This window comes from Achromobacter sp. D7-1 (assembly GCF_059760445.1).
This window is the reverse complement of sequence record NZ_JCBAMT010000030.1, coordinates 47,364-64,874: the sequence shown is the minus strand read 5'-3', so window position 1 is coordinate 64,874 and position 17,511 is coordinate 47,364. Positions and strand designations below refer to the sequence as shown.

The following is a 17,511-nucleotide window of genomic DNA, read 5'->3' as shown; positions in this document are numbered from 1 at the left end:
CCGCGGCGCCCATGACCGCGCCGGTCCGCCAGTAAGCGGACGGGTCGGGCACAGGGCCTGCATCCGGGCCCACAGGGGCGCAGCCGCCGCCACATTCAGGCAAAATGGCGGCTGTCGCCCCTTTTTCACGCATATACATGTCCGACGTCATCGCCCTGATATTCGACTTCGACGACACGCTGGCCTCGGACAGCACGTCCGGCTTCCTGGAAAGCATGGGCGTGGACACGGCATCCTTCTGGAAGGATGAGGTCGATCCCTTGCTGTCGCAGCAGGATTGGGACCCCGTGCCCGCCTACCTGTACCAGATGATCCAACTGTCGCAATCGGGCAAGCATGGCCTCATCACGCAGCAACGCCTGAAGGACTGGGGCGCGCGGCTGGAACTGCACGATGGCGTGCCCACGCTGTTCCAGCGCCTGCGCGCCGCGGTGCGGGCCGAACAGCCGCAAGTGCAGCTGGAGTTCTACCTGATCTCCAGCGGCATTGGCGACGTGGTCCGCTCCACGCCCATCGCGCATGAATTCACCGAGATCTGGGCGTCCGAATTCGTCTACGGCGCCGATGGCGGCATCGCCTTTCCGCGCCGCATCGTCAGCTTTACCGACAAGACCCGCTACCTGTTCCATATCCAGAAAGGCATCATCGGCCGCGACTTCCGCAACAAGCCCTTCGAGGTCAACCGCAAGGTGCCCGAGGACCGCTTGCGCGTGCCGTTCGACCAGATGGTGTTCGTCGGCGACGGCTACACCGACATCCCGTGCTTTTCGCTGATCCGCCGCGCCGGCGGCTTCGCCTTCGGCGTCTGGGACCCCAAGCATCGCGACAAGCGCAGCCGGGCCTGGGGCTTCATCGAAGAGGGCCGGGTGTCGAACCTGAACCAGGCCCGCTACGACGAGCATGCCGAACTCTATCAATGGCTGGAAGAAGCCGTGACCAGCCTGGCTGGCCGCATCGCACTGAAGTCCCGGGTGTACCGTGGTTGAAGCAGTCCCTTTGGCGGCGGTTCAACCCTGGACCGCGCAGGACGCCAGCTTCATGGAACTGGCGCTGCAAGAGGCCCAGGCCGCCTACGACATCGGCGAGGTGCCGGTGGGCGCGCTGGTGGTGTCGGCCCAGGGCGACATTCTGGGGCGGGGCTACAACCGCACCATCATCGACCACGACCCCACCGCCCACGCCGAGATCGTCGCCTTGCGCGGCGCCGCGCGAGCGCTGGAAAACTACCGCCTGCCGGGCATCACCGTGTATGTGACGCTGGAGCCCTGCGTCATGTGCATCGGCGCCATGCTGCACGCGCGGCTCGCCCGCGTGGTGTTCGGCGCCTACGACCCCAAGACCGGCGCCTGCGGCAGCGTGCTGGACGTAGGCTCGGTCCCCAAACTCAATCATCACACCTCAGTCACCGGCGGCGTGCTGGCGGAACCTTGCGGCGAACTGCTGCGCCGGTTCTTCCGCGAACGCCGCAGCAAGGAATCCGCAGCATGAGCAAATCCCAAGGCGCCAAGGCGCGCGGTGCGAAAGCCGCCGCCGCCCACGAGCATGACCACAACCACAACCACGATCATGGCCACGCAGGCCACGAATGTGATGAAGACTGCGGGCATGACCACAGCTACGCCCACGTGCTGCCGGACGCCCGCGGCATCTACCTGATCTCGCCGTCCTCCGCGGTGCGCGACCCGGCCACGGTCGAACTGGCCCGCGAGCGCCTGCAGCAGCAGGGCTTCAAAACCGCCCTGGACCGCACTGCCTTGGCTGAGCACCAGCGCTTCGCCGGCACCGACGCGCAGCGCCTGGCCAGCCTGACGCGCGCCGCCAAGCAGAAGCTGCCCATCGTCATGGTGACGCGCGGCGGCTATGGCATGGGCCGGCTGCTGCCTGCGATCGACTGGAGGGCCATGGCCGACAGCGGCAAGCGCTTCGTCGGCATGAGCGACTTCACCGCCTTCAACCTGGGCCTGCTGGCGCAGACCGGCGCGGTCAGCTATACCGGCGCCTCGGCCATCTATGACTTCGGCGGCAAGAAGGTCGACGACCTGACCGAAGCCCTGTTCGGCGAGATCATGCGCGGCGAACTGGAAATCCTCAGCTTCGAAACCCAGGACGCCGATGCGGTGGACTGCCGCGGCATCCTGTGGGGCGGCAACCTCGCCATGCTGACGTCCTTGCTGGGCACGCCCTACATGCCCAAGGTGCGCGGCGGCATCCTGTTCCTGGAAGACGTGGCCGAGCATCCCTACCGCATCGAACGCATGCTGATCCAGTTGGCGCAGGCCGGCATCCTGGGCAAGCAGAAGGCCATCGTGCTGGGCCGCTTCTCGGACTACAAGCTGGCCGCGCACGACAATGGCTACGACCTGCACGAAGTGGTGGCCTGGCTGCGGAAAACGGTCAAGGTGCCGGTGGTGACGGGCCTGCCTTACGGCCACGTCGCGACCAAGGCGACCCTGCCTATCGGGCAGAAGGTGGGCCTGGCCACCGAGAAGGGCATGGCGCACCTGGTGCTGGACGAGCACACGCACTGAGCCTCGGGCCGTTGCGCGACCTCAGCCGCTCCGGCGCGCCGCGCGCGGCCGGCGCGGCTTGTCGGCGGGCGCACCGGCCACAACCTGCCGCGCAAGATCCGGCAAGGCCTTGAACAGCTGCCGGGTGGCCGCGGTGGCGGGCCGCTGGCGGCTAAGGTCCATCAGTACCGTCTGCCGGACAGCGGGATCTGCCAGACCGATCGCAACCAGGCTGCCGTCCGCCAGTTCCGTTGATACCGCGTGGCTGGGCAGGATGCTGTGCAGGCCGCCACGCAGGATCGCGTCCTTGATGACGACGCCGGAGTCGGCTTCCAGCACCACATTCAGTTCGATGCCGGCGCGCAAAGTCAGGCTGTCCAGCACCGCACGCAAGGAGTTCGGACGTACGGGCAGGGCCAGCGGCACCGCGGCCAGATCGGCCAGGCGTAGTTCGCGGCTTGCGGCCACCGCCGAGCCGGCGCTGGTCACCAATTTCATTTCGGTTTCGAACAGGACCTCCTGCGGGCGGGTGGACGCGGCGCGGTACCGGTTGTAGATGCCGATGTCGATCTTGCCGTTGGCCAGCCAGGCTTCGATCTCCCCGCTGTAACCCTCGAATACCCGCAGCCGGATGCCCGGATAGCGTGCCTGCGTGTAGGTCAGCAGCATGCCGATGAGCGGCTGCGACAGCGATGGAATCACCCCGAGGTTGACGATGCCCGCAGGCTTGCGCTGGGCGGCCTGCGCTTCCTCCAGCAACTGGTCGGCCTCCAGCAGCAAAGCCTGGGCGCGCGGCATCAGGCTTTCGCCCAGTTCGGTCAAGAGCACCCCGCGCCCCGTGCGAAAGAACAGCCTGCCGCCGAACTCCTGTTCCAGTTCGGACAGTTGGCGGCTCAACGCGGACTGCGCGATGCCCAGGGCTGCGGCCGCCCGGGTCAGGCTGCCGGCTTCTGCGATGCGGGTGAATACCCTCAGGTTCTTCAGGTCCATGGCTGCGCCCCATCTCGATTGGAGATAACTGCTTTATCAAGAATGCCCATTCCGGATGGGCTGATTTCAGCACAGAATTCCCCCAACTTGATGCGTACGCATGGCGGTGCCCGCCGGACAGGTCCGGCTGGAAACAGGGGAATCAGCAGATGAGTTTCGAGGAAAATGCGGGGCCGCTGAAAGGCGTGCGTATCCTGGACCTGTCCACCGTGGTGGCTGGCCCCTGGGCCGCGACGCTGCTGGCGGACCTGGGCGCCGAGGTGCTGAAGGTGGAGATTCCGGGGCCGGGCGACCCCTTGCGCGCACTGGCGCCGCACAAGGATGGTGTGCCGCTGTGGTGGAAGGTCGCGAACCGCAACAAGAAGGGCATTTCGGTGGATCTGCGCACCGCCGAAGGCCGCGACATCGTGGCGCGGCTGCTGCCGGATTTCGATGTGCTGGTGGAAAACTTCCGTCCCGGAACGCTGGACGGCTGGGGCATGCCGGGCGAGTGGCTGCGCCAGCAGAACCCGGCGTTGACCATCCTGCGCGTGACCGGTTTCGGCCAGACCGGACCCTACCGCAACAAGCCGGGGTTCGCCCGCGTGTTCGAAGCCATGAGCGGACTGACCAATATCTGCGGCGAACCGGATGGCCGGCCCCTGCACATGGGCTTTCCCATTGCGGATGCGGTGGCTGGCCTGTTTGGGGCGTTGGGCATCGTCGCCGCCTTGTACCGCGAAAAAGCCGCGCCGCTGGGGCAGGGCCAGGAGATCGATTGTTCGCTGATGGAGTCGATGTTCCGGGTCATGGACTTCCTGCCCATCGAATACGACCAGTTGGGCATCGTCCGCGGCCGGCTGGGCAACAGCAGCCAGTATGCCGCGCCAGGCAACGTCTATCGGACCCGTGACGGCCATTGGGCCTCGATCGCGGCATCGACGCAGCGCATTTTCGAACGCTTGTGCGTGGCGCTGGAATTGGACGGCGTGGCGCAGGACCCGCGCTACCTGACAAATCCAGACCGGGTGCGCAACCGCGAGGCGCTGGATGCCCTGGTGGCCGCGGCGATCGCGCGCCATACGCTGGCCGAACTGGGGGCCTTGCTTGACGCGCACTCGGTCGGCTTCAGCCCGATCTATGACATCGCCGACATCTTCCGCGATCCGCATATCGCAGCCCGCCAGGGCATTGTCTCGGTGCAGGATGAAGAGCTGGGGCCTGTACGGATGCAAAGCGTGGTGCCCAGGTTCTCGGCGACGCCGGGCGCGGTGCATCACGCCGGCCCCAGCCTGGGGCAGCACAACGCGGAGGTGTTGGGCGCGTTGGGCATCAGCGGCGAGCAGCAGGCAGCCCTGCGGGAGCGGGGCGTTATCTAGTACGGATTCCATCGCCACGGAGCCGCCTTGAGACAGGCTCCGGGCGCCACCAGGAGGAGACGACGATGCGCGCATGGACAGCAGGATGGATCTTGGCAGCGGGCCTGATCACGGCGACGCCAGCACAGGCCGGACCCGAGTGGCCCGCCAAGCCGGTCAAGCTGCTGGTGGGCTTTCCGCCGGGGCAGGCGACGGACGCGGTAGCGCGGCTGCTGGCCGAGAGGCTGTCGGCCAGATTGAACCAGCCCGTGATCGTGGAGAACCGGCCCGGGCAGGGCGGCAGCATCGCGCTGGCGGCGCTGGCCAAGGCGGCGCCCGACGGCTACACCATGATGCTGTCGGCGACCGCGTCGCTGGTCAGCAATCCGCACCTCTACAAATCGACCGGCTACGACACTTTGCGTGACTTCGAACCCGTCGGCCTGGTGGCCGACCTGCCCATGGTGCTGGTGGCCAATGCCGCTCAGCCGTTCAGCGACGTGGCGAGCTTGCGGGAGTACGCGCAGCGTCATCCCGGCGCGTTGAATTTTTCCTCGTCGGGCAACGGCACCCTGTCGCACCTGGGCATGGTGATGTTGGAGCGCGAGGCCAAGCTGCAGCTGACGCATATCCCGTATCAGGGCAGCGCCAAAGCCATGACCGACATGATCGCCGGCAACGTCGCCATCGGCCTGGACACGGTGGCGGTGACCCTGCCGCATATCCAGTCCGGTCGCCTGAAGGCGCTGGCGGTGGGTGCGAGCCAGCGCCTGCCCATGCTGCCGGATACGCCGACTTTCGCCGAAGCAGGCTACCCCGGGTTCCAGGCCAATCCCTGGCTGGGGATGCTGTTTCCGAAGGGAACGCCCCAGCCGGTCGTGCGGCGCATGAACCAGGAAATCCGCGACGCGGTCGCCACGCCGGCGCTGGCCCAGTCGCTCAAGGCCATCGGCGCGTTCGCGCGCGTCGATACGCCGGAGGAATTCTCGCAGCTCTTGCGCCAGGAATACCGCAGCTGGGGCGAACTCGTGCAGCTCTCGGGCAGCCGGGTGGATTGACACCCAACCAACTACAAAGGAACGCAGCATGAAGCATGACGACCCATTCAAGGCCCTGGTGCTGACGCAGGCGGACGGCAAGACGCAGTGCCATTTGCAGGAGTTGAGCATCGCCCAACTGCCGGCCGGGGACGTGACGGTCAAGGTCGATTACTCCAGCCTGAACTACAAGGATGCGATGGCCGTAACCGGCACGGGCAGGATCGTGCGCGACTTTCCCATGGTGCCCGGGATCGATCTGGCCGGTACGGTGATTGACTCTGACGCGCCGGACTATCCTGTTGGAACTCCGGTGGTGCTGACCGGCTGGAGCGTCGGCGAGCGCTATTGGGGCGGCTATGCCCAGGTGCAGCGTGTCAAGTCGGAATGGCTGGTGCCGCTGGCGCCGGGCCTGGACAGCTTCAAGGCCATGGCTATCGGCACGGCAGGTTTGACCGCCATGCTATGCGTCATGGAACTGGAAGCCGCGGGTATCGGTCCAGGAAGCGGCACGGTGCTGGTGACCGGCGCGTCCGGCGGGGTCGGCAGCGTGGCGGTGGCGCTCCTGGCACGCCTGGGGTATCGGGTCGCGGCGCTGGTGCGGCCCGGGCGCGAGGCCGTGCATCCCTATCTGATTTCGTTGGGCGCGTCCGAAGTGCTTGCGGGCGCGGAGTGGGCGCAGGCTTCCAAACCCCTGGAGAACCAGCGCTGGGTCGGCGCGGTGGACACGGTGGGATCGGCCGTGCTGGCACGGGTGCTGGCCTCGACGGAGTACGGTGGCGCGGTCGCGGCCTGCGGCCTGGCTGGCGGAGTCGACCTGCCTGCCACGGTCATGCCCTTCATCCTGCGCGGCGTCCGCCTGTTGGGGGTGGACTCGGTGATGTGTCCGGTTGCGCGGCGCCGCGAGGCCTGGGAGCGGCTGGGGCGGGTGTACGGCGATACGCCGTTCGCCGATATTGTGATGACGGCTGGCTTGGGACAGGTGCCGGAGCTTGCCGCAAGAATGATGGCGGGCGGCAATCGCGGCAGGTACGTCATCGACGTCAACCAGTAGCGGCGGGTAGGCGCGTGGGCGGCGGGAAGGCCGCTCCCGGTCCGGCTTGCGAGACGGATTGCGGGGGCGCCAAGCGTGGGGCAGGGCGGGCGTCAAGCGGGCTTGGTACAATGTCAGGTTTCCCGCACGCGTCCCAGACGCCTTTAGCCTCTAAAACACACCGTGATATCCACCGCCAATCTCACCATCCAGTTCGGCCCCAAACCCCTTTTCGAGAACGTCAGCGTCAAGTTCGGGGAAGGCAACCGCTACGGGCTGATCGGGGCCAACGGTTCCGGCAAGTCGACCTTCATGAAGATCATCGGCGGCGACCTGGAAGCATCGGCGGGCAACGTGTCGCTGGAGCCGGGCGTGCGCCTGGGCAAGCTGCGCCAGGACCAGTTCGCGTTTGAAGACCTGCGCGTGCTGGACGTGGTCATGATGGGCCACACCGAGATGTGGGCCGCCATGTCCGAGCGCGACGCCATCTACGCCAACCCGGAAGCGACCGAAGACGACTACATGCGCGCGGCCGACCTGGAGGCCAAGTTCGCCGAGTACGACGGCTATACCGCCGAAGCCCGCGCCGGCGAACTGCTGCTGGGCCTGGAAATCGCCGTCGACCAGCACAACCTGCCCATGCGCGAAGTGGCGCCGGGCTGGAAGCTGCGCGTGCTGCTGGCGCAGGCCCTGTTCTCGAATCCCGACGTGCTGCTGCTGGACGAGCCGACCAACAACCTGGACATCAACACCATCCGCTGGTTGGAAAACGTGCTCAACGGCTACCAGAGCACGATGATCATCATCAGCCACGACCGCCACTTCCTGAACCAGGTGTGCACGCACATGGCCGACGTGGACTATGGCGAGATCCGCATCTATGCCGGCAACTACGATGACTACATGCTGGCGTCCACCCAGGCGCGCGAACGCCTGGTGTCCAACAACGCCAAGGCCAAGGAACGCGTCGCCGAACTGCAGGACTTCGTGCGCCGCTTCGCCGCCAACAAGTCTAAGTCGCGCCAAGCCACTTCGCGCCTGAAGCAGATCGACCGCATCAAGGCCGACCAGGTCGTGGTCAAGCCCTCGTCGCGCCAGAACCCGTACATCCGCTTCGAACAGAACAAGGTCATGCACCGCCTGGCGGTCACCGTCGAGAACCTGACCAAGGCCTACGACGCGCCCGTCATCCGCAAGTTCTCGGCCATGGTCGACGCGGGCGAGAAGATCGCCATCATCGGCGCCAACGGCGTCGGCAAGACCACGCTGCTGCGCCTCCTGGCCACCGACCTGCAACCCGATTCGGGCGACGTGAAGTGGTCCGAGAACGCTGACCTGGGCTACATGGCGCAGGACGTGTCCGACCAGTTCCTGCAGACCGACATCAATCTGCTGGACTGGATGGGCGACCACCGCCAGCCGGGTGACGATGACCAGTCCATCCGTTCGGTGCTGGGCCGTCTGCTGTTCTCGGCGGACGACCTGCCCAAGGCGCCCACGGTGCTGTCCGGCGGCGAAAAGAACCGCATGACCTTCGGCCGCCTGATGCTGGGCCGGCACAACGTCATGCTGCTCGACGAACCCACCAACCACCTGGACATGGAATCGATCGAGTCGCTGCAGTTCGCGCTGGAAAAGTACGAAGGCACGCTGGTGTTCGTGTCGCATGACCGCGAGTTCGTTTCCGGCCTGGCCACGCGCGTGATCGAAATCCTGCCCACGGGCGAGATCGTCGACTACCGCGGCGGCTACGACGACTACCTGACCTCGCGCGGCATCGACGCCTGAGGACGCCGCGGGCCGCCAGGCGCGGCGGCCCTGGCGGTGCCTTACATGCCGATGGTCATCCCGCCATTGGCATAAAGATGCTGCCCCGTCATGTACGAGGCGGCATCCGATAGCAGGAAGCACACCGGCCAGGCCACCTCCTCAGGCTGGCCGAAGCGACCCAGCGGGATCTGCGACAGATAGGTGTCGCGGAACTTGTCCCCGCGTATGGTTTCCGTCATGGGCGTTTCCACCACGCCAAAGCCGATGGTGTTGACCCGTATCCCGTACTTGCCCCATTCGCGCGCCGCGCTCATGGTCAGCCCCAGCACGCCCGACTTGGCCGCGGCGTAGTTGATCTGGCCGATAGTGCCGCGGCGTCCGGCGTCCGAGGTGATGTTGACCACCGACCCGCCGGGCTTGCCGGTCTCGCGCGCTACCGCCAGCATATGGCGGCCGACGGCCTGCAGGAACTGGAAGGAACCGGTCAGGTGCACGTCGATCACCTTCTGCCAGGCTTCCTGGGTCATCTTTTCTATCATGGCGGTGCGCGTGATGCCGGCGTTGTTCACCAGGCCGTCGACCGTGCCGAAACGTTCGGCCGTCTGCGCCACCGTCGCTTCGGCGAAGGCCGGGTCCGACACGTCGCCGGCCAGGGTCAGCAACTGGCCTTGCGGCGCCTCGCGCTCAAACGCGGCAAGCGCGTCGGCGTTCATGTCCACGGCCGTGACGCGCGCGCCCAATTGCATGGCCAGTTCACTGATGGCGCGGCCTATGCCCTGGGCGGCGCCCGTCACGATGATGCTGCGTTGGTCGAGCAGGTAAGCGGTGTGATTCATGGTTTTCCTTGTGGGGGTTCAGAGCGTTTCGGCCGCGCCCAGGATTAACGTGGCCTGGCTGGAGAGTTCGCCGCCGTTGCCGTGCGCCAGCGCCAGGCTGGCGCCAGGTACCTGGCGCGCGCCGCCCAGGCCGGCCAGCTGGACGTAGGCTTCGACCATGGTGAACAGGCCGTACATGCCGGGATGCACGCAGGACAGGCCGCCGCCGTTGGTGTTGACCGGCAGTTCGCCGCCCGGCGCGATGCGGCCGTTTTCAACGAAGGCCGCGCCTTCGCCCTTGGCGCAGAATCCCAGGTCTTCGAGGAACAGGATGGGGTTGATGGTGAAAGCGTCGTACAGCTCCAGCACGTCGATGTCCTGCGGACGCACGCCGGCCTGGGCGTAGGCGCGCGCACCGCTGCGCACGGCGGCGGTCACCGTCAGGTCCGGCATATTGGTGATCTCGCGATGGTCGGTGGCGGCCGCCGCGCCCAGCAGATAAGCGGGCCGGGCGCAGTGGTCGCGTGCTCGGTCGGCGCGGGTCATCACCACGGCGGCCGCGCCGTCGGTCACCAGGCAGCAGTCGCGCACGCTCAGGGGCTCGGCGACCATGCGGGCCGACAGGTATTGCGCCATGTCCAGGGGCTCGCGCATGGCGGCCTCGGGATTGAGCATGGCCCATTGGCGCGCGGCGATGGCGACCGCGCCCAGCTGTTCACGCTTCAGTCCGTACTGGTGGGCGTAGCGTGAAGCTGCCAGCGCATAGGCGCCCACGGGGCGCGCCAGCCGGTAGGGCGCCTCGTTGGGAGACGGACGCATGGAACTGACCAGCTTGCCCGCGCCGCTGCGCTGGTTGCTGCCGTAGGCGATCAGCGCCACGTCGCATTGGCCCGCCTCCAGTGCCAGCGCGGCCCACATGGCGTGGGTCAGGAAGGAGGACCCACCGGTGCGGTTGTTGTCGGTCAGGCGCGGCGAGATGCCCAGGTATTCGGCAAAGCCCAGGCCGGACATGAAGTCGTCGGGCAGGCCGATGAACAGGCCGTCGACCTGGTCGGGGCGCAGTCCCGCCTGGTCCAGGGCCGCCAGGCTGGCCCCGACCGCGAGGTCCATGGAGCTCATGCCGGGCATCTGGCCTATGCCGTAGGTGGCGCCGGCCACGATGGCGGCCTTGCCGCGCGGGAAACGGTCTTGGGTCATGCCTGCTCCGCCGTGGGTTCGAATACCAGCAGGCCGCGTCCGGCCTCCTGGATGACGCGGGCGCGCACCCGGGCGCCGATACGCACCTCCTGCGCGGGAATGCCGTCCACCCGCGACATCAGCCGTGGCCCTTCGTCCAGGTCGATCAGCACGACGCTGTAGGGCGTTTCGGGCGGGCGCGGATGGATCACGGTGGCGGCATGGACCCGGCCGAGCCCGCTGGGGGCGGCCCATTCCAGGTCGCGTGAGCCGCTGCGCGGCGCGGCCACGCGCGGATAGAAGAAAAACTCGCCGCTGGCGCGGTCGCGCTGCAGCATGAAACGGCCTTCGTCCAGATAGGCCTCGTAGCGGGCCTGGGGTCCGGGTTCGGCAGCTTGGGTTTCTGTCGGCATGTCGTTCAATCCCTTGTCGTTCAATCCCATTTGTAGGCAGGAGGCAGTTTTTCCACGAAACGCCGAGCGGCGTCGCGATGGAATGCGCTGTCGCGGCAGATGGCCTGGGCCATGGCCTCTTGCGCGTAGATGTCCTCGCGGCTGGACTCGAAAGTCCGGTTCATGATCGTCTTGGCCAGGCCCAGCGCCTGCGTCGGCGCCGCATGGAAGCGTTCGGCCATGGCCAGCGCCTGTTCCAGCGGGTCGCCGTCGCACAAGGCCTGCACCAGGCCCAGTTCCAGCGCCTCCTCGGCCTCGCAGACCCGGGCGGTGAACACCAGTTCCTTGGCGCGCGCCAGGCCGACCGCGCGCGGCAGCAGATACATGCCCAGCATGTCGGGCACATAGCCGATGCGGGCGAACACGGCGCAGAAGGTGGCGCCGCGCCGCGCGATGGCGTAGTCCGCGCAAAGCGCCAGCGACAGGCCGGCGCCGAAGGCAACGCCTTCGACCGCGCTGATGACCGGTTTTTCCAGATCCACCAGCGCGTCGTACCAGCGGTGGATCTTGCGGATGCGTTCCCGTCCTTCGAAGGCGTCCAGGCCCGCCGCATGCGCCTGGGCGATGGACTTGATGTCGCCGCCGGCGCAGAAATGCCCGCCGGAACCCGTCAGCACGACGGCCTTGATGCCGTCGTCCTCGCGCAGTTCCGGCAGGGCATGCGCGAATGCATCGCGCATCTCAAGGCTGAGCGCGTTGCGCTGATCGGGCCGGTCCATGGCCAGCACGGCGGTGGCGCCGTGGCGGGTGATCTTAAGTGTCATGCCTGCTCCTTTTGGGCTGGGTGATACGCGATCTGCGTGAGCCAGCGCGCGACCAGCGCCGGCCGTTCCTCGCCATCGATGTCGATGCGCACATCCCAGGCCAGACGCGCCTGGCCGTCGGGCAGCTCGTCCACGCCAGCCAGCGCAAATGCACCCCGGATGCGTGCGCCGGCCTTGACCGCCTGCGTGAAGCGCACGCGGTCAAAGCCGTAATTCACCGCGAGCCTGCGGTTGGGAAAGCGTATGGCGGATGCGTACAAGCTGGGCAGCAGGGAGAGCGTCAACAGGCCGTGCGCAATGGCCGCGCCGTAGGGGGATTCGGCCTGCGCGCGCTGCGGATCCATGTGGATCCACTGCGTATCGCCGGTGGCCAGGCCGAAGCGGTTGATGGTGTCCTGGTCTACCGCCTGCCAGGGCGTGAGGGCGGCAGGCTGCCCGGAAAAGGCGTGCAACGCCGCGATGGAGTCCAAGGTGATCATGGCGGACTCTCTTTACTGGGCCTTCAGGCCCAGGTCGCGGGCGACCGGCAGCCAGCGGTCGCGCTCCGCCTGCACGAAGGCGGCGAACACCTGGGCGTCGCCCGGCATGGACACCGCGCCGATCTGCGTGAGCTTGCGTTGCAATTCCGGCTGCTGCAGCGCCTGGTTCACGCCGCGGTTCATGCTCTGGACGACGGCGGGCTGCGTGTCGGCGGGCGCCACCAATCCGAACCAGGCGCTGGCGTCCATGCCGGCATAGCCCAGCTCGGCGGCGGTGGGCACGTCGGGCAGGCCGGCGAAGCGCTTGTCGTCGAGCACGGCGAAGGGGCGGATCTTGCCGGCCTGCGCCTGCGCCATGCTGGAGGGCAGCGCGTCGAACATCATGTCGGTGCTGCTGCCCATCAGGCCAACGATGGCGGGCGCGCTGCCCTGGTAGGGCACATGCGTGACCTGGAAGCCCAGCTTGCTGACGGCGTACTCGCCGGCAAGATAGGTGATGTTGCCGGTGCCGGCCGAACCCATCGTCAGCTTGCCGGGGGACTGCTTGCCCAGGGCGATCAGCGCCTTCACGTCGCGCGCCGGCAGGTCGTGCCGCACCACCAGCAGGAGCGGCGACTTGGCCAGCCCCGAGACCGGCACGAAGTCCTTGGCCGGGTTGTAGGTCATCTTCGCGTATAGCGCCTGGTTTATGACCAGCGGCGCGTTGGAGCCGACGAAGAAGGTCTTGCCGTCAGGCTTGGCGCGGGCGACGTAGTCCGCGGCGATCATGCCGGCAGCGCCCGGCTTGTTCTCGACGATGATGGTTTCGCCGCCGCCCTTGCTCATTTCCTGCGCCACCAGGCGCGTGATCTGGTCGGCGGCGCCGCCAGGCGGATAGGGCACGATGAAGCGGACCGGCCCATCCTGGGCCAACGCGGGCGCGGCCGCGACGGCCGCCAGTGTCAGGGCGCCGCAGACCGCGGCGGTAATGATGCGCATGGTGGTGTCTCCTGGGTTGTTGTCATGGCCGCCTGTCCGGCGGCTGGGGTCAGATGATTCCGCGGGTTTTAAGCTCGGCGATGCGGCTGTCGTCCAGGCCCAGCCGTTCGCGCAGCACACTGTCGGTGTGCTGGCCCAGGGTGGGCGCGGCCCGGTCGTAGCGCATGGGGGTGTCGCGCATGCGGATGGGATTGGCCACGGCCGGCGTGTCCACGCCCGCGGCGTGGGGCAGCGATAGCTGCATGCCGCGATGGCGCACGTGTGGGTCCTGGAAGACTTGCTCGATGTTGTAGATGGGGCCGCAGGGCACGTTCACCGCCTGCAGTATTTCCACCCATTCCAGCATGGTGCGCGCGCGCATGGCCTCGGCGATCGGCGGGATCAGCGTGTCGCGGTTGCGGTTGCGCTGCCCGGCCGTGGCGTAGCGTTCATCGGCGGCCAGGTCGGCGCGGCCGATGGCGCCGCAGAATGCGCGGTACTGGCCGTCATTGCCGACAGCGACGATGACCGAGCCTTCCTTGCAGGCGAACACCTGGTAGGGAACCATGTTGGAATGGGCATTGCCCATGCGCTGCGGCACCCGTCCGGACAGGAAGTAATTGATGGCCTGGTAAGACGAGATCGTGATCACGCAGTCCAGCAACGACATGTCGATGTATTGCCCCACGCCGCTGACGCGGCGGTGCTCGACCGCGGCCAGTATGGCTGTGCTGGCATAGACGCCCGTCAGCAGGTCGGTGATCGCAATGCCGGACTTCATCGGCTCGCCGGCCGTATCGCCGGTGATGCTCATCAGTCCGCCCATGCCCTGGAACACGAAGTCGTAGCCCGGCAGCGGCGCGTAGGGGCCGTCCTGGCCGAAGCCGGTGATCGAGCAATAGATCAGGCGCGGATTGATGGCGCGCAGGCTTTCATAGTCCAGCCCGAAGCGCGCCAGCGTGCCGACCTTGTAGTTCTCGACCAGCACGTCGGAATCTTTGGCCAGTTCCGCAATGAGCGCCTGGCCCTCGGCCGTGGCGAGGTCCACGGTAATCGACCGCTTGCCGCGGTTGGCGCTGAGGAAGTAGGACGAATCCCGGGTTTCGGCGCCGTCGGCGCCGGTCAGGAAGGGAGGCCCCCAGCCGCGCGTGTCGTCACCGTGTTCGGGCCGCTCGACCTTGATCACGTCCGCGCCCATGTCGGCCAGCGTCTGCGTCGCCCATGGGCCGGCCAGCACGCGGGTCAGGTCCAGGATCTTCAAATGGGATAGCGCGCCGCGCGGTTGCGCGGCGGCGGTGTTGTCTCGCTCCATGTTGCTCCGATCGGGGTGGACCCCGTTATGTCTGGGTTCACCTTAATGACGGAGGGGGCAGGGGTCCAATATCGTTTTGCGCGTTATCGATTCGATTTGGCTATTGCGGGTCCCTCTACACTCAGCGCTCCCGACGGGGTTGGACTCGATCCTTATTACGAAAAGAAGTTAAGACATTCAATATTGATAGTTTGGATTCATATAACGAATTGTTAGATTGGAGGCTCATTTTTTGGCCCGCGACGATACGTTCCATGAACCTGACCTTCGACCATGTCCACAAGCACTTCGGCGAACTGCCCGTGGTGGACGGCTTTACCAGTGAAATCAAGGCCGGCGAACTGGTCGCCCTGGTAGGCCCGTCGGGTTGCGGCAAGTCCACCTTGCTGCATCTGGCGGCCGGTCTGGAAAAGCCCACCGAAGGCAGCGTGCTGGCCGACGGCAAGGCGGTCGCAGGCCCCCATCCCAGCCGTACCCTGGTGTTCCAGGAACATGCGCTGTACCCCTGGCTGACGCTGGAAGACAACGTGGCGCTGGCGCTGGAATTCCAGAACACGCCCAAGGCCCGCGCCCGCGAAGCCGCCCGCCAATGGTTGGCGCGCGTCAGCCTGGCCGGCTTCGAACACTATTACCCGCATCAGGTTTCCGGCGGCATGCGCCAGCGCGCAGCGCTGGCGCGGGCCTTCATCGCCCAGCCCCAGACCATGCTGATGGACGAGCCTTTCGGCGCGCTGGACGCGCTGACCCGGCTCAGCCTGCAAGACGTGCTGCGCCAGCTGATCGCCCAGGAAAAGCCCACCGTGCTGCTCGTCACCCACGACGTGGACGAGGCCCTGTTCCTGGCCGACCGCATCATCGTCTTCAGCCCGCGCCCGGCTCGCGTGCTGCGCGAATTCAACCTGGCGCACCGCGAAAAGACCCATGACCTGTCCGGTCTGGCTGCCGAGAAGCGCGAGATCCTGCGCCTGCTCGGCATTGCGGTGGACGGCTCCAGCGAGCACGCCGACCTGGCCTTGGCCGCCTGACACGCCTGACCTGAATCCTTGCTGCCGGCGCCCGCGCGCCGGCCAGCCCTGCATACCCTGGAGCACTTCCCATGAAATTGAAGCAATGGCTGTCCCTGCCGCTGGCCGCGGCGCTGCTGGCGGCGGCCCCCGCCATGGCCGCCGAGAAATTCCGCGTGGGCTATCTGCGCGTGATGGACGATGCGCAAGCCATCGTCGCGCAAGAGGGCGGCTACTACAAGAAGGCCGGGCTGGATTCCGAGCTGATCGAGTTCAAGTCGGGTACCGACCTGATCAAGGCCATCGTCGGCGGCCAACTGGACATCGGCGTGCTGGGCTTCACCAACGCCGTGGCCTGGGCTTCCAAGGGCGCGGACCTGAAGGTCGTGGGCGGCGCGCAGCAGGGCTATCACTCGCTGATCGTGCGCGACGACTCCGGCATCAAGGACATCGCGGGGTTGAAGGGCAAGACCCTGGCGTCCCAAGCCGAAGGCAGCACCGCGGACGTGGTCCTCAAGGGCGTGGTGCTCAAGCAGGGCAACCTGTCCGCCGATGACGTCAACGTCATGGGCGTGAGCCCGGCGGTGGCGGTCCAGTCGCTGGTGGGCAAGCGCGTGGACGCGGCTTTCCTGTTCGAACCCTACGACCGCATCGCGCAGCTGATCGCGCCGGTCAAGCAGATCTATGAAGTGGGCCAGGCCTGGCCGTTCCCTTGCATGGTGGTGATCACCTCTGGCGAAACGCTGGCCAAGCGCAAGGACGACGTCTGGAAGGCGCTGGACGCGCAGAACCAGGCCATCCAGCTGCTGCAGAAGGAACCCGCGCAGGCCTCCAAGCTGATCGCCTCGTATTTCATCGCCGAGCCCACGCTCAAGACCCTGACCCGTGGCGAACTGCCGCGCGAGACCGTCATCGCCGAAGCCATCGGCACGCAGGTCTTCACGCCCAAGCTGACCGACAAGGACACCCGCCGCATGCAGGAAATCGCCGATATCCTGCAAGCCCAGGGTTCGCTGAAGACGCGCGACGGCAAGCCGTATGACGTCTCCAGCATCGTCGACCTGTCCTGGCAAGAGGCTCGCAAGCTTTGAGCGCATCTACCCGAGTCACCGGTGCCCGCAAGCATTTCGCGGGCGTTCTGGGCGTGTTGTTCATCCTGGCCCTGTGGCAACTGGCGGCGTTTGCGCTGCCGGACTTCCTGATGCCGGGCGTGCCTGCGGTCGTCGAGCGCCTGTTCGAAGACCTGGGCAAGCAATCCTTCCACCAGAGCTTGCTGGGTACGCTGGGCAGGCTGGGCGCGGGCTACGGCCTGGCGCTGGCCGCCGGCATCGGCTTCGGGCTGGTGGCGGCGGTGCTGTTCTTCTTCCGCGAAGTCTTGCGCAGCGCCATCGTCATCCTGCAGTCGATTCCGTCGATCGCCTGGGTGCCGCTGTTCCTGATCGTGATGGGCTTTGGCAATACGCCCATCATCGTGGTGGTGGCGCTGTCGGCGTTCTTCCCGGCCGCGCTCAGCGTGATGAACGCCACCGAATCCGTGCAGCGCGTGCACGTGTCGGCGGCGCGCGTCATGGGCGCCACGCGCTGGGGCCTGGTCAAGCGGGTCTACCTGCCGGCCGTCATGCCGGAACTGATCACCGGCGCCCAACTGGCGTTCGGCAATGCCTGGCGCGCGCTGATCTCGGCGGAAATGCTGATCGGCTTCGGCAAGGGCCTGGGCCGTTCGCTGGCCTATTCGGGCGAGATCGCCGACATGACCGGCGTCATGACCAACATCCTGGTCATCGCCGTGTTGGCCGCGCTGATCGACCAGTTCGTGCTTGAAAACCTCAAGCATCGCTTGCTGCGCTATCAGTACGTCTGAGGGCGACAGGAGTCCCG

18 protein-coding genes are annotated in these 17,511 nt (G+C 66.8%); 10 read left to right on the top strand and 8 right to left on the bottom strand.

Going from position 1 to position 17,511, the window contains the following annotated elements; all coding sequences use genetic code 11:
* Positions 1-137: 137 nt before the first annotated feature.
* The 3 genes from AC6LKD_RS15195 to AC6LKD_RS15185 are packed head-to-tail and all read left to right on the top strand — an operon-like array spanning position 138 to position 2,528.
* Positions 138-986 (top strand): HAD family hydrolase, encoded by an 849-nt coding sequence (locus tag AC6LKD_RS15195; RefSeq protein ID WP_013394075.1) that lies wholly within the window; start codon positions 138-140, stop codon positions 984-986.
* 10 nt (positions 987-996) lie between these two features.
* The gene (gene tadA, locus AC6LKD_RS15190; protein WP_013394074.1) at positions 997-1,488 is read left to right on the top strand and encodes a tRNA adenosine(34) deaminase TadA; all 492 of its coding nucleotides are present in this window, start codon (positions 997-999) and stop codon (positions 1,486-1,488) included.
* Complete coding sequence (locus AC6LKD_RS15185; protein ID WP_498116668.1) at positions 1,485-2,528, top strand: LD-carboxypeptidase; 1,044 nt, start codon at positions 1,485-1,487, stop codon at positions 2,526-2,528. The genes tadA and AC6LKD_RS15185 overlap by 4 nt, the downstream gene beginning before the upstream one ends.
* A gap of 21 nt (positions 2,529-2,549) precedes the next feature.
* Here the strand turns inward: AC6LKD_RS15185 and AC6LKD_RS15180 are convergent, their stop codons facing one another.
* Positions 2,550-3,497, bottom strand: coding sequence for a LysR family transcriptional regulator (locus tag AC6LKD_RS15180; protein WP_498116667.1), 948 nt, complete (start codon positions 3,495-3,497; stop codon positions 2,550-2,552).
* Positions 3,498-3,646: 149 nt separating this feature from the next.
* Here AC6LKD_RS15180 and AC6LKD_RS15175 point away from each other — a divergent pair, with 149 nt between their 5' ends.
* The 4 genes from AC6LKD_RS15175 to AC6LKD_RS15160 all read left to right on the top strand — a co-directional run bounded on the left by AC6LKD_RS15175 (position 3,647) and on the right by AC6LKD_RS15160 (position 8,692).
* Positions 3,647-4,855, top strand: coding sequence for a CaiB/BaiF CoA transferase family protein (locus AC6LKD_RS15175; protein WP_013394071.1), 1,209 nt, complete (start codon positions 3,647-3,649; stop codon positions 4,853-4,855).
* A gap of 65 nt (positions 4,856-4,920) precedes the next feature.
* Positions 4,921-5,892, top strand: coding sequence for a Bug family tripartite tricarboxylate transporter substrate binding protein (locus AC6LKD_RS15170; RefSeq protein WP_492275269.1), 972 nt, complete (start codon positions 4,921-4,923; stop codon positions 5,890-5,892).
* A 28-nt stretch (positions 5,893-5,920) separates the two neighbouring features.
* Positions 5,921-6,925 (top strand): MDR family oxidoreductase, encoded by a 1,005-nt coding sequence (locus tag AC6LKD_RS15165; RefSeq protein WP_498116666.1) that lies wholly within the window; start codon positions 5,921-5,923, stop codon positions 6,923-6,925.
* Between the two features lie 162 nt (positions 6,926-7,087).
* Complete coding sequence (locus AC6LKD_RS15160) at positions 7,088-8,692, top strand: ABC-F family ATPase (RefSeq protein ID WP_498116665.1); 1,605 nt, start codon at positions 7,088-7,090, stop codon at positions 8,690-8,692.
* A 41-nt stretch (positions 8,693-8,733) separates the two neighbouring features.
* On the opposite strand, the gene AC6LKD_RS15155 is transcribed toward AC6LKD_RS15160, so the two are convergent.
* From AC6LKD_RS15155 to AC6LKD_RS15125, 7 genes are read right to left on the bottom strand one after another with little or no spacing between them, the layout of a single operon-like run.
* Positions 8,734-9,510, bottom strand: a complete 777-nt coding sequence (locus AC6LKD_RS15155; RefSeq protein WP_498116664.1) for an SDR family NAD(P)-dependent oxidoreductase — start codon at positions 9,508-9,510, stop codon at positions 8,734-8,736.
* 18 nt (positions 9,511-9,528) lie between these two features.
* Positions 9,529-10,686, bottom strand: a complete 1,158-nt coding sequence (locus tag AC6LKD_RS15150) for a thiolase family protein (RefSeq protein WP_013394066.1) — start codon at positions 10,684-10,686, stop codon at positions 9,529-9,531.
* On the bottom strand, positions 10,683-11,078 hold the full coding sequence (locus AC6LKD_RS15145) for a Zn-ribbon domain-containing OB-fold protein (protein WP_498116663.1): 396 nt from the start codon (positions 11,076-11,078) through the stop codon (positions 10,683-10,685). Before AC6LKD_RS15145 ends, AC6LKD_RS15150 begins: the two co-directional genes overlap by 4 nt.
* A 20-nt stretch (positions 11,079-11,098) precedes the next feature.
* Entirely contained in the window at positions 11,099-11,881 is a 783-nt protein-coding gene (locus AC6LKD_RS15140) for an enoyl-CoA hydratase/isomerase family protein (protein WP_013394064.1), read from the bottom strand.
* Positions 11,878-12,360, bottom strand: a complete 483-nt coding sequence (locus tag AC6LKD_RS15135; protein WP_498116662.1) for a MaoC family dehydratase — start codon at positions 12,358-12,360, stop codon at positions 11,878-11,880. The genes AC6LKD_RS15140 and AC6LKD_RS15135 overlap by 4 nt, the downstream gene beginning before the upstream one ends.
* A gap of 12 nt (positions 12,361-12,372) precedes the next feature.
* Positions 12,373-13,338 (bottom strand): Bug family tripartite tricarboxylate transporter substrate binding protein, encoded by a 966-nt coding sequence (locus AC6LKD_RS15130; RefSeq protein WP_013394062.1) that lies wholly within the window; start codon positions 13,336-13,338, stop codon positions 12,373-12,375.
* A 49-nt stretch (positions 13,339-13,387) separates the two neighbouring features.
* Positions 13,388-14,629, bottom strand: coding sequence for a CaiB/BaiF CoA transferase family protein (locus AC6LKD_RS15125; protein WP_498116661.1), 1,242 nt, complete (start codon positions 14,627-14,629; stop codon positions 13,388-13,390).
* 254 nt (positions 14,630-14,883) lie between these two features.
* Here AC6LKD_RS15125 and AC6LKD_RS15120 point away from each other — a divergent pair, with 254 nt between their 5' ends.
* The 3 genes from AC6LKD_RS15120 to AC6LKD_RS15110 all read left to right on the top strand — a co-directional run bounded on the left by AC6LKD_RS15120 (position 14,884) and on the right by AC6LKD_RS15110 (position 17,494).
* The gene (locus AC6LKD_RS15120; protein WP_498116660.1) at positions 14,884-15,654 is read left to right on the top strand and encodes an ABC transporter ATP-binding protein; all 771 of its coding nucleotides are present in this window, start codon (positions 14,884-14,886) and stop codon (positions 15,652-15,654) included.
* Between the two features lie 71 nt (positions 15,655-15,725).
* Positions 15,726-16,724 (top strand): ABC transporter substrate-binding protein, encoded by a 999-nt coding sequence (locus AC6LKD_RS15115; protein WP_013394059.1) that lies wholly within the window; start codon positions 15,726-15,728, stop codon positions 16,722-16,724.
* Positions 16,721-17,494, top strand: a complete 774-nt coding sequence (locus AC6LKD_RS15110; protein ID WP_013394058.1) for an ABC transporter permease — start codon at positions 16,721-16,723, stop codon at positions 17,492-17,494. Before AC6LKD_RS15115 ends, AC6LKD_RS15110 begins: the two co-directional genes overlap by 4 nt.
* The last annotated feature ends 17 nt before the right edge of the window (positions 17,495-17,511 follow it).

Bases quoted from the DNA above. Each gene is read 5' to 3' on its own strand.
- AC6LKD_RS15135 (WP_498116662.1), bottom strand. From the start codon at position 12,360: ATGATCACCTTGGACTCCATCGCGGCGTTGCACGCCTTTTCCGGGCAG.
- AC6LKD_RS15140 (WP_013394064.1), bottom strand. From the start codon at position 11,881: ATGACACTTAAGATCACCCGCCACGGCGCCACCGCCGTGCTGGCCATG.
- AC6LKD_RS15170 (WP_492275269.1), top strand. From the start codon at position 4,921: ATGCGCGCATGGACAGCAGGATGGATCTTGGCAGCGGGCCTGATCACG.
- AC6LKD_RS15130 (WP_013394062.1), bottom strand. From the start codon at position 13,338: ATGCGCATCATTACCGCCGCGGTCTGCGGCGCCCTGACACTGGCGGCC.
- AC6LKD_RS15195 (WP_013394075.1), top strand. From the start codon at position 138: ATGTCCGACGTCATCGCCCTGATATTCGACTTCGACGACACGCTGGCC.
- AC6LKD_RS15120 (WP_498116660.1), top strand. From the start codon at position 14,884: ATGAACCTGACCTTCGACCATGTCCACAAGCACTTCGGCGAACTGCCC.
- AC6LKD_RS15175 (WP_013394071.1), top strand. From the start codon at position 3,647: ATGAGTTTCGAGGAAAATGCGGGGCCGCTGAAAGGCGTGCGTATCCTG.
- AC6LKD_RS15145 (WP_498116663.1), bottom strand. From the start codon at position 11,078: ATGCCGACAGAAACCCAAGCTGCCGAACCCGGACCCCAGGCCCGCTAC.
- AC6LKD_RS15115 (WP_013394059.1), top strand. From the start codon at position 15,726: ATGAAATTGAAGCAATGGCTGTCCCTGCCGCTGGCCGCGGCGCTGCTG.
- AC6LKD_RS15125 (WP_498116661.1), bottom strand. From the start codon at position 14,629: ATGGAGCGAGACAACACCGCCGCCGCGCAACCGCGCGGCGCGCTATCC.
- AC6LKD_RS15185 (WP_498116668.1), top strand. From the start codon at position 1,485: ATGAGCAAATCCCAAGGCGCCAAGGCGCGCGGTGCGAAAGCCGCCGCC.
- AC6LKD_RS15150 (WP_013394066.1), bottom strand. From the start codon at position 10,686: ATGACCCAAGACCGTTTCCCGCGCGGCAAGGCCGCCATCGTGGCCGGC.
- AC6LKD_RS15180 (WP_498116667.1), bottom strand. From the start codon at position 3,497: ATGGACCTGAAGAACCTGAGGGTATTCACCCGCATCGCAGAAGCCGGC.
- AC6LKD_RS15155 (WP_498116664.1), bottom strand. From the start codon at position 9,510: ATGAATCACACCGCTTACCTGCTCGACCAACGCAGCATCATCGTGACG.
- AC6LKD_RS15165 (WP_498116666.1), top strand. From the start codon at position 5,921: ATGAAGCATGACGACCCATTCAAGGCCCTGGTGCTGACGCAGGCGGAC.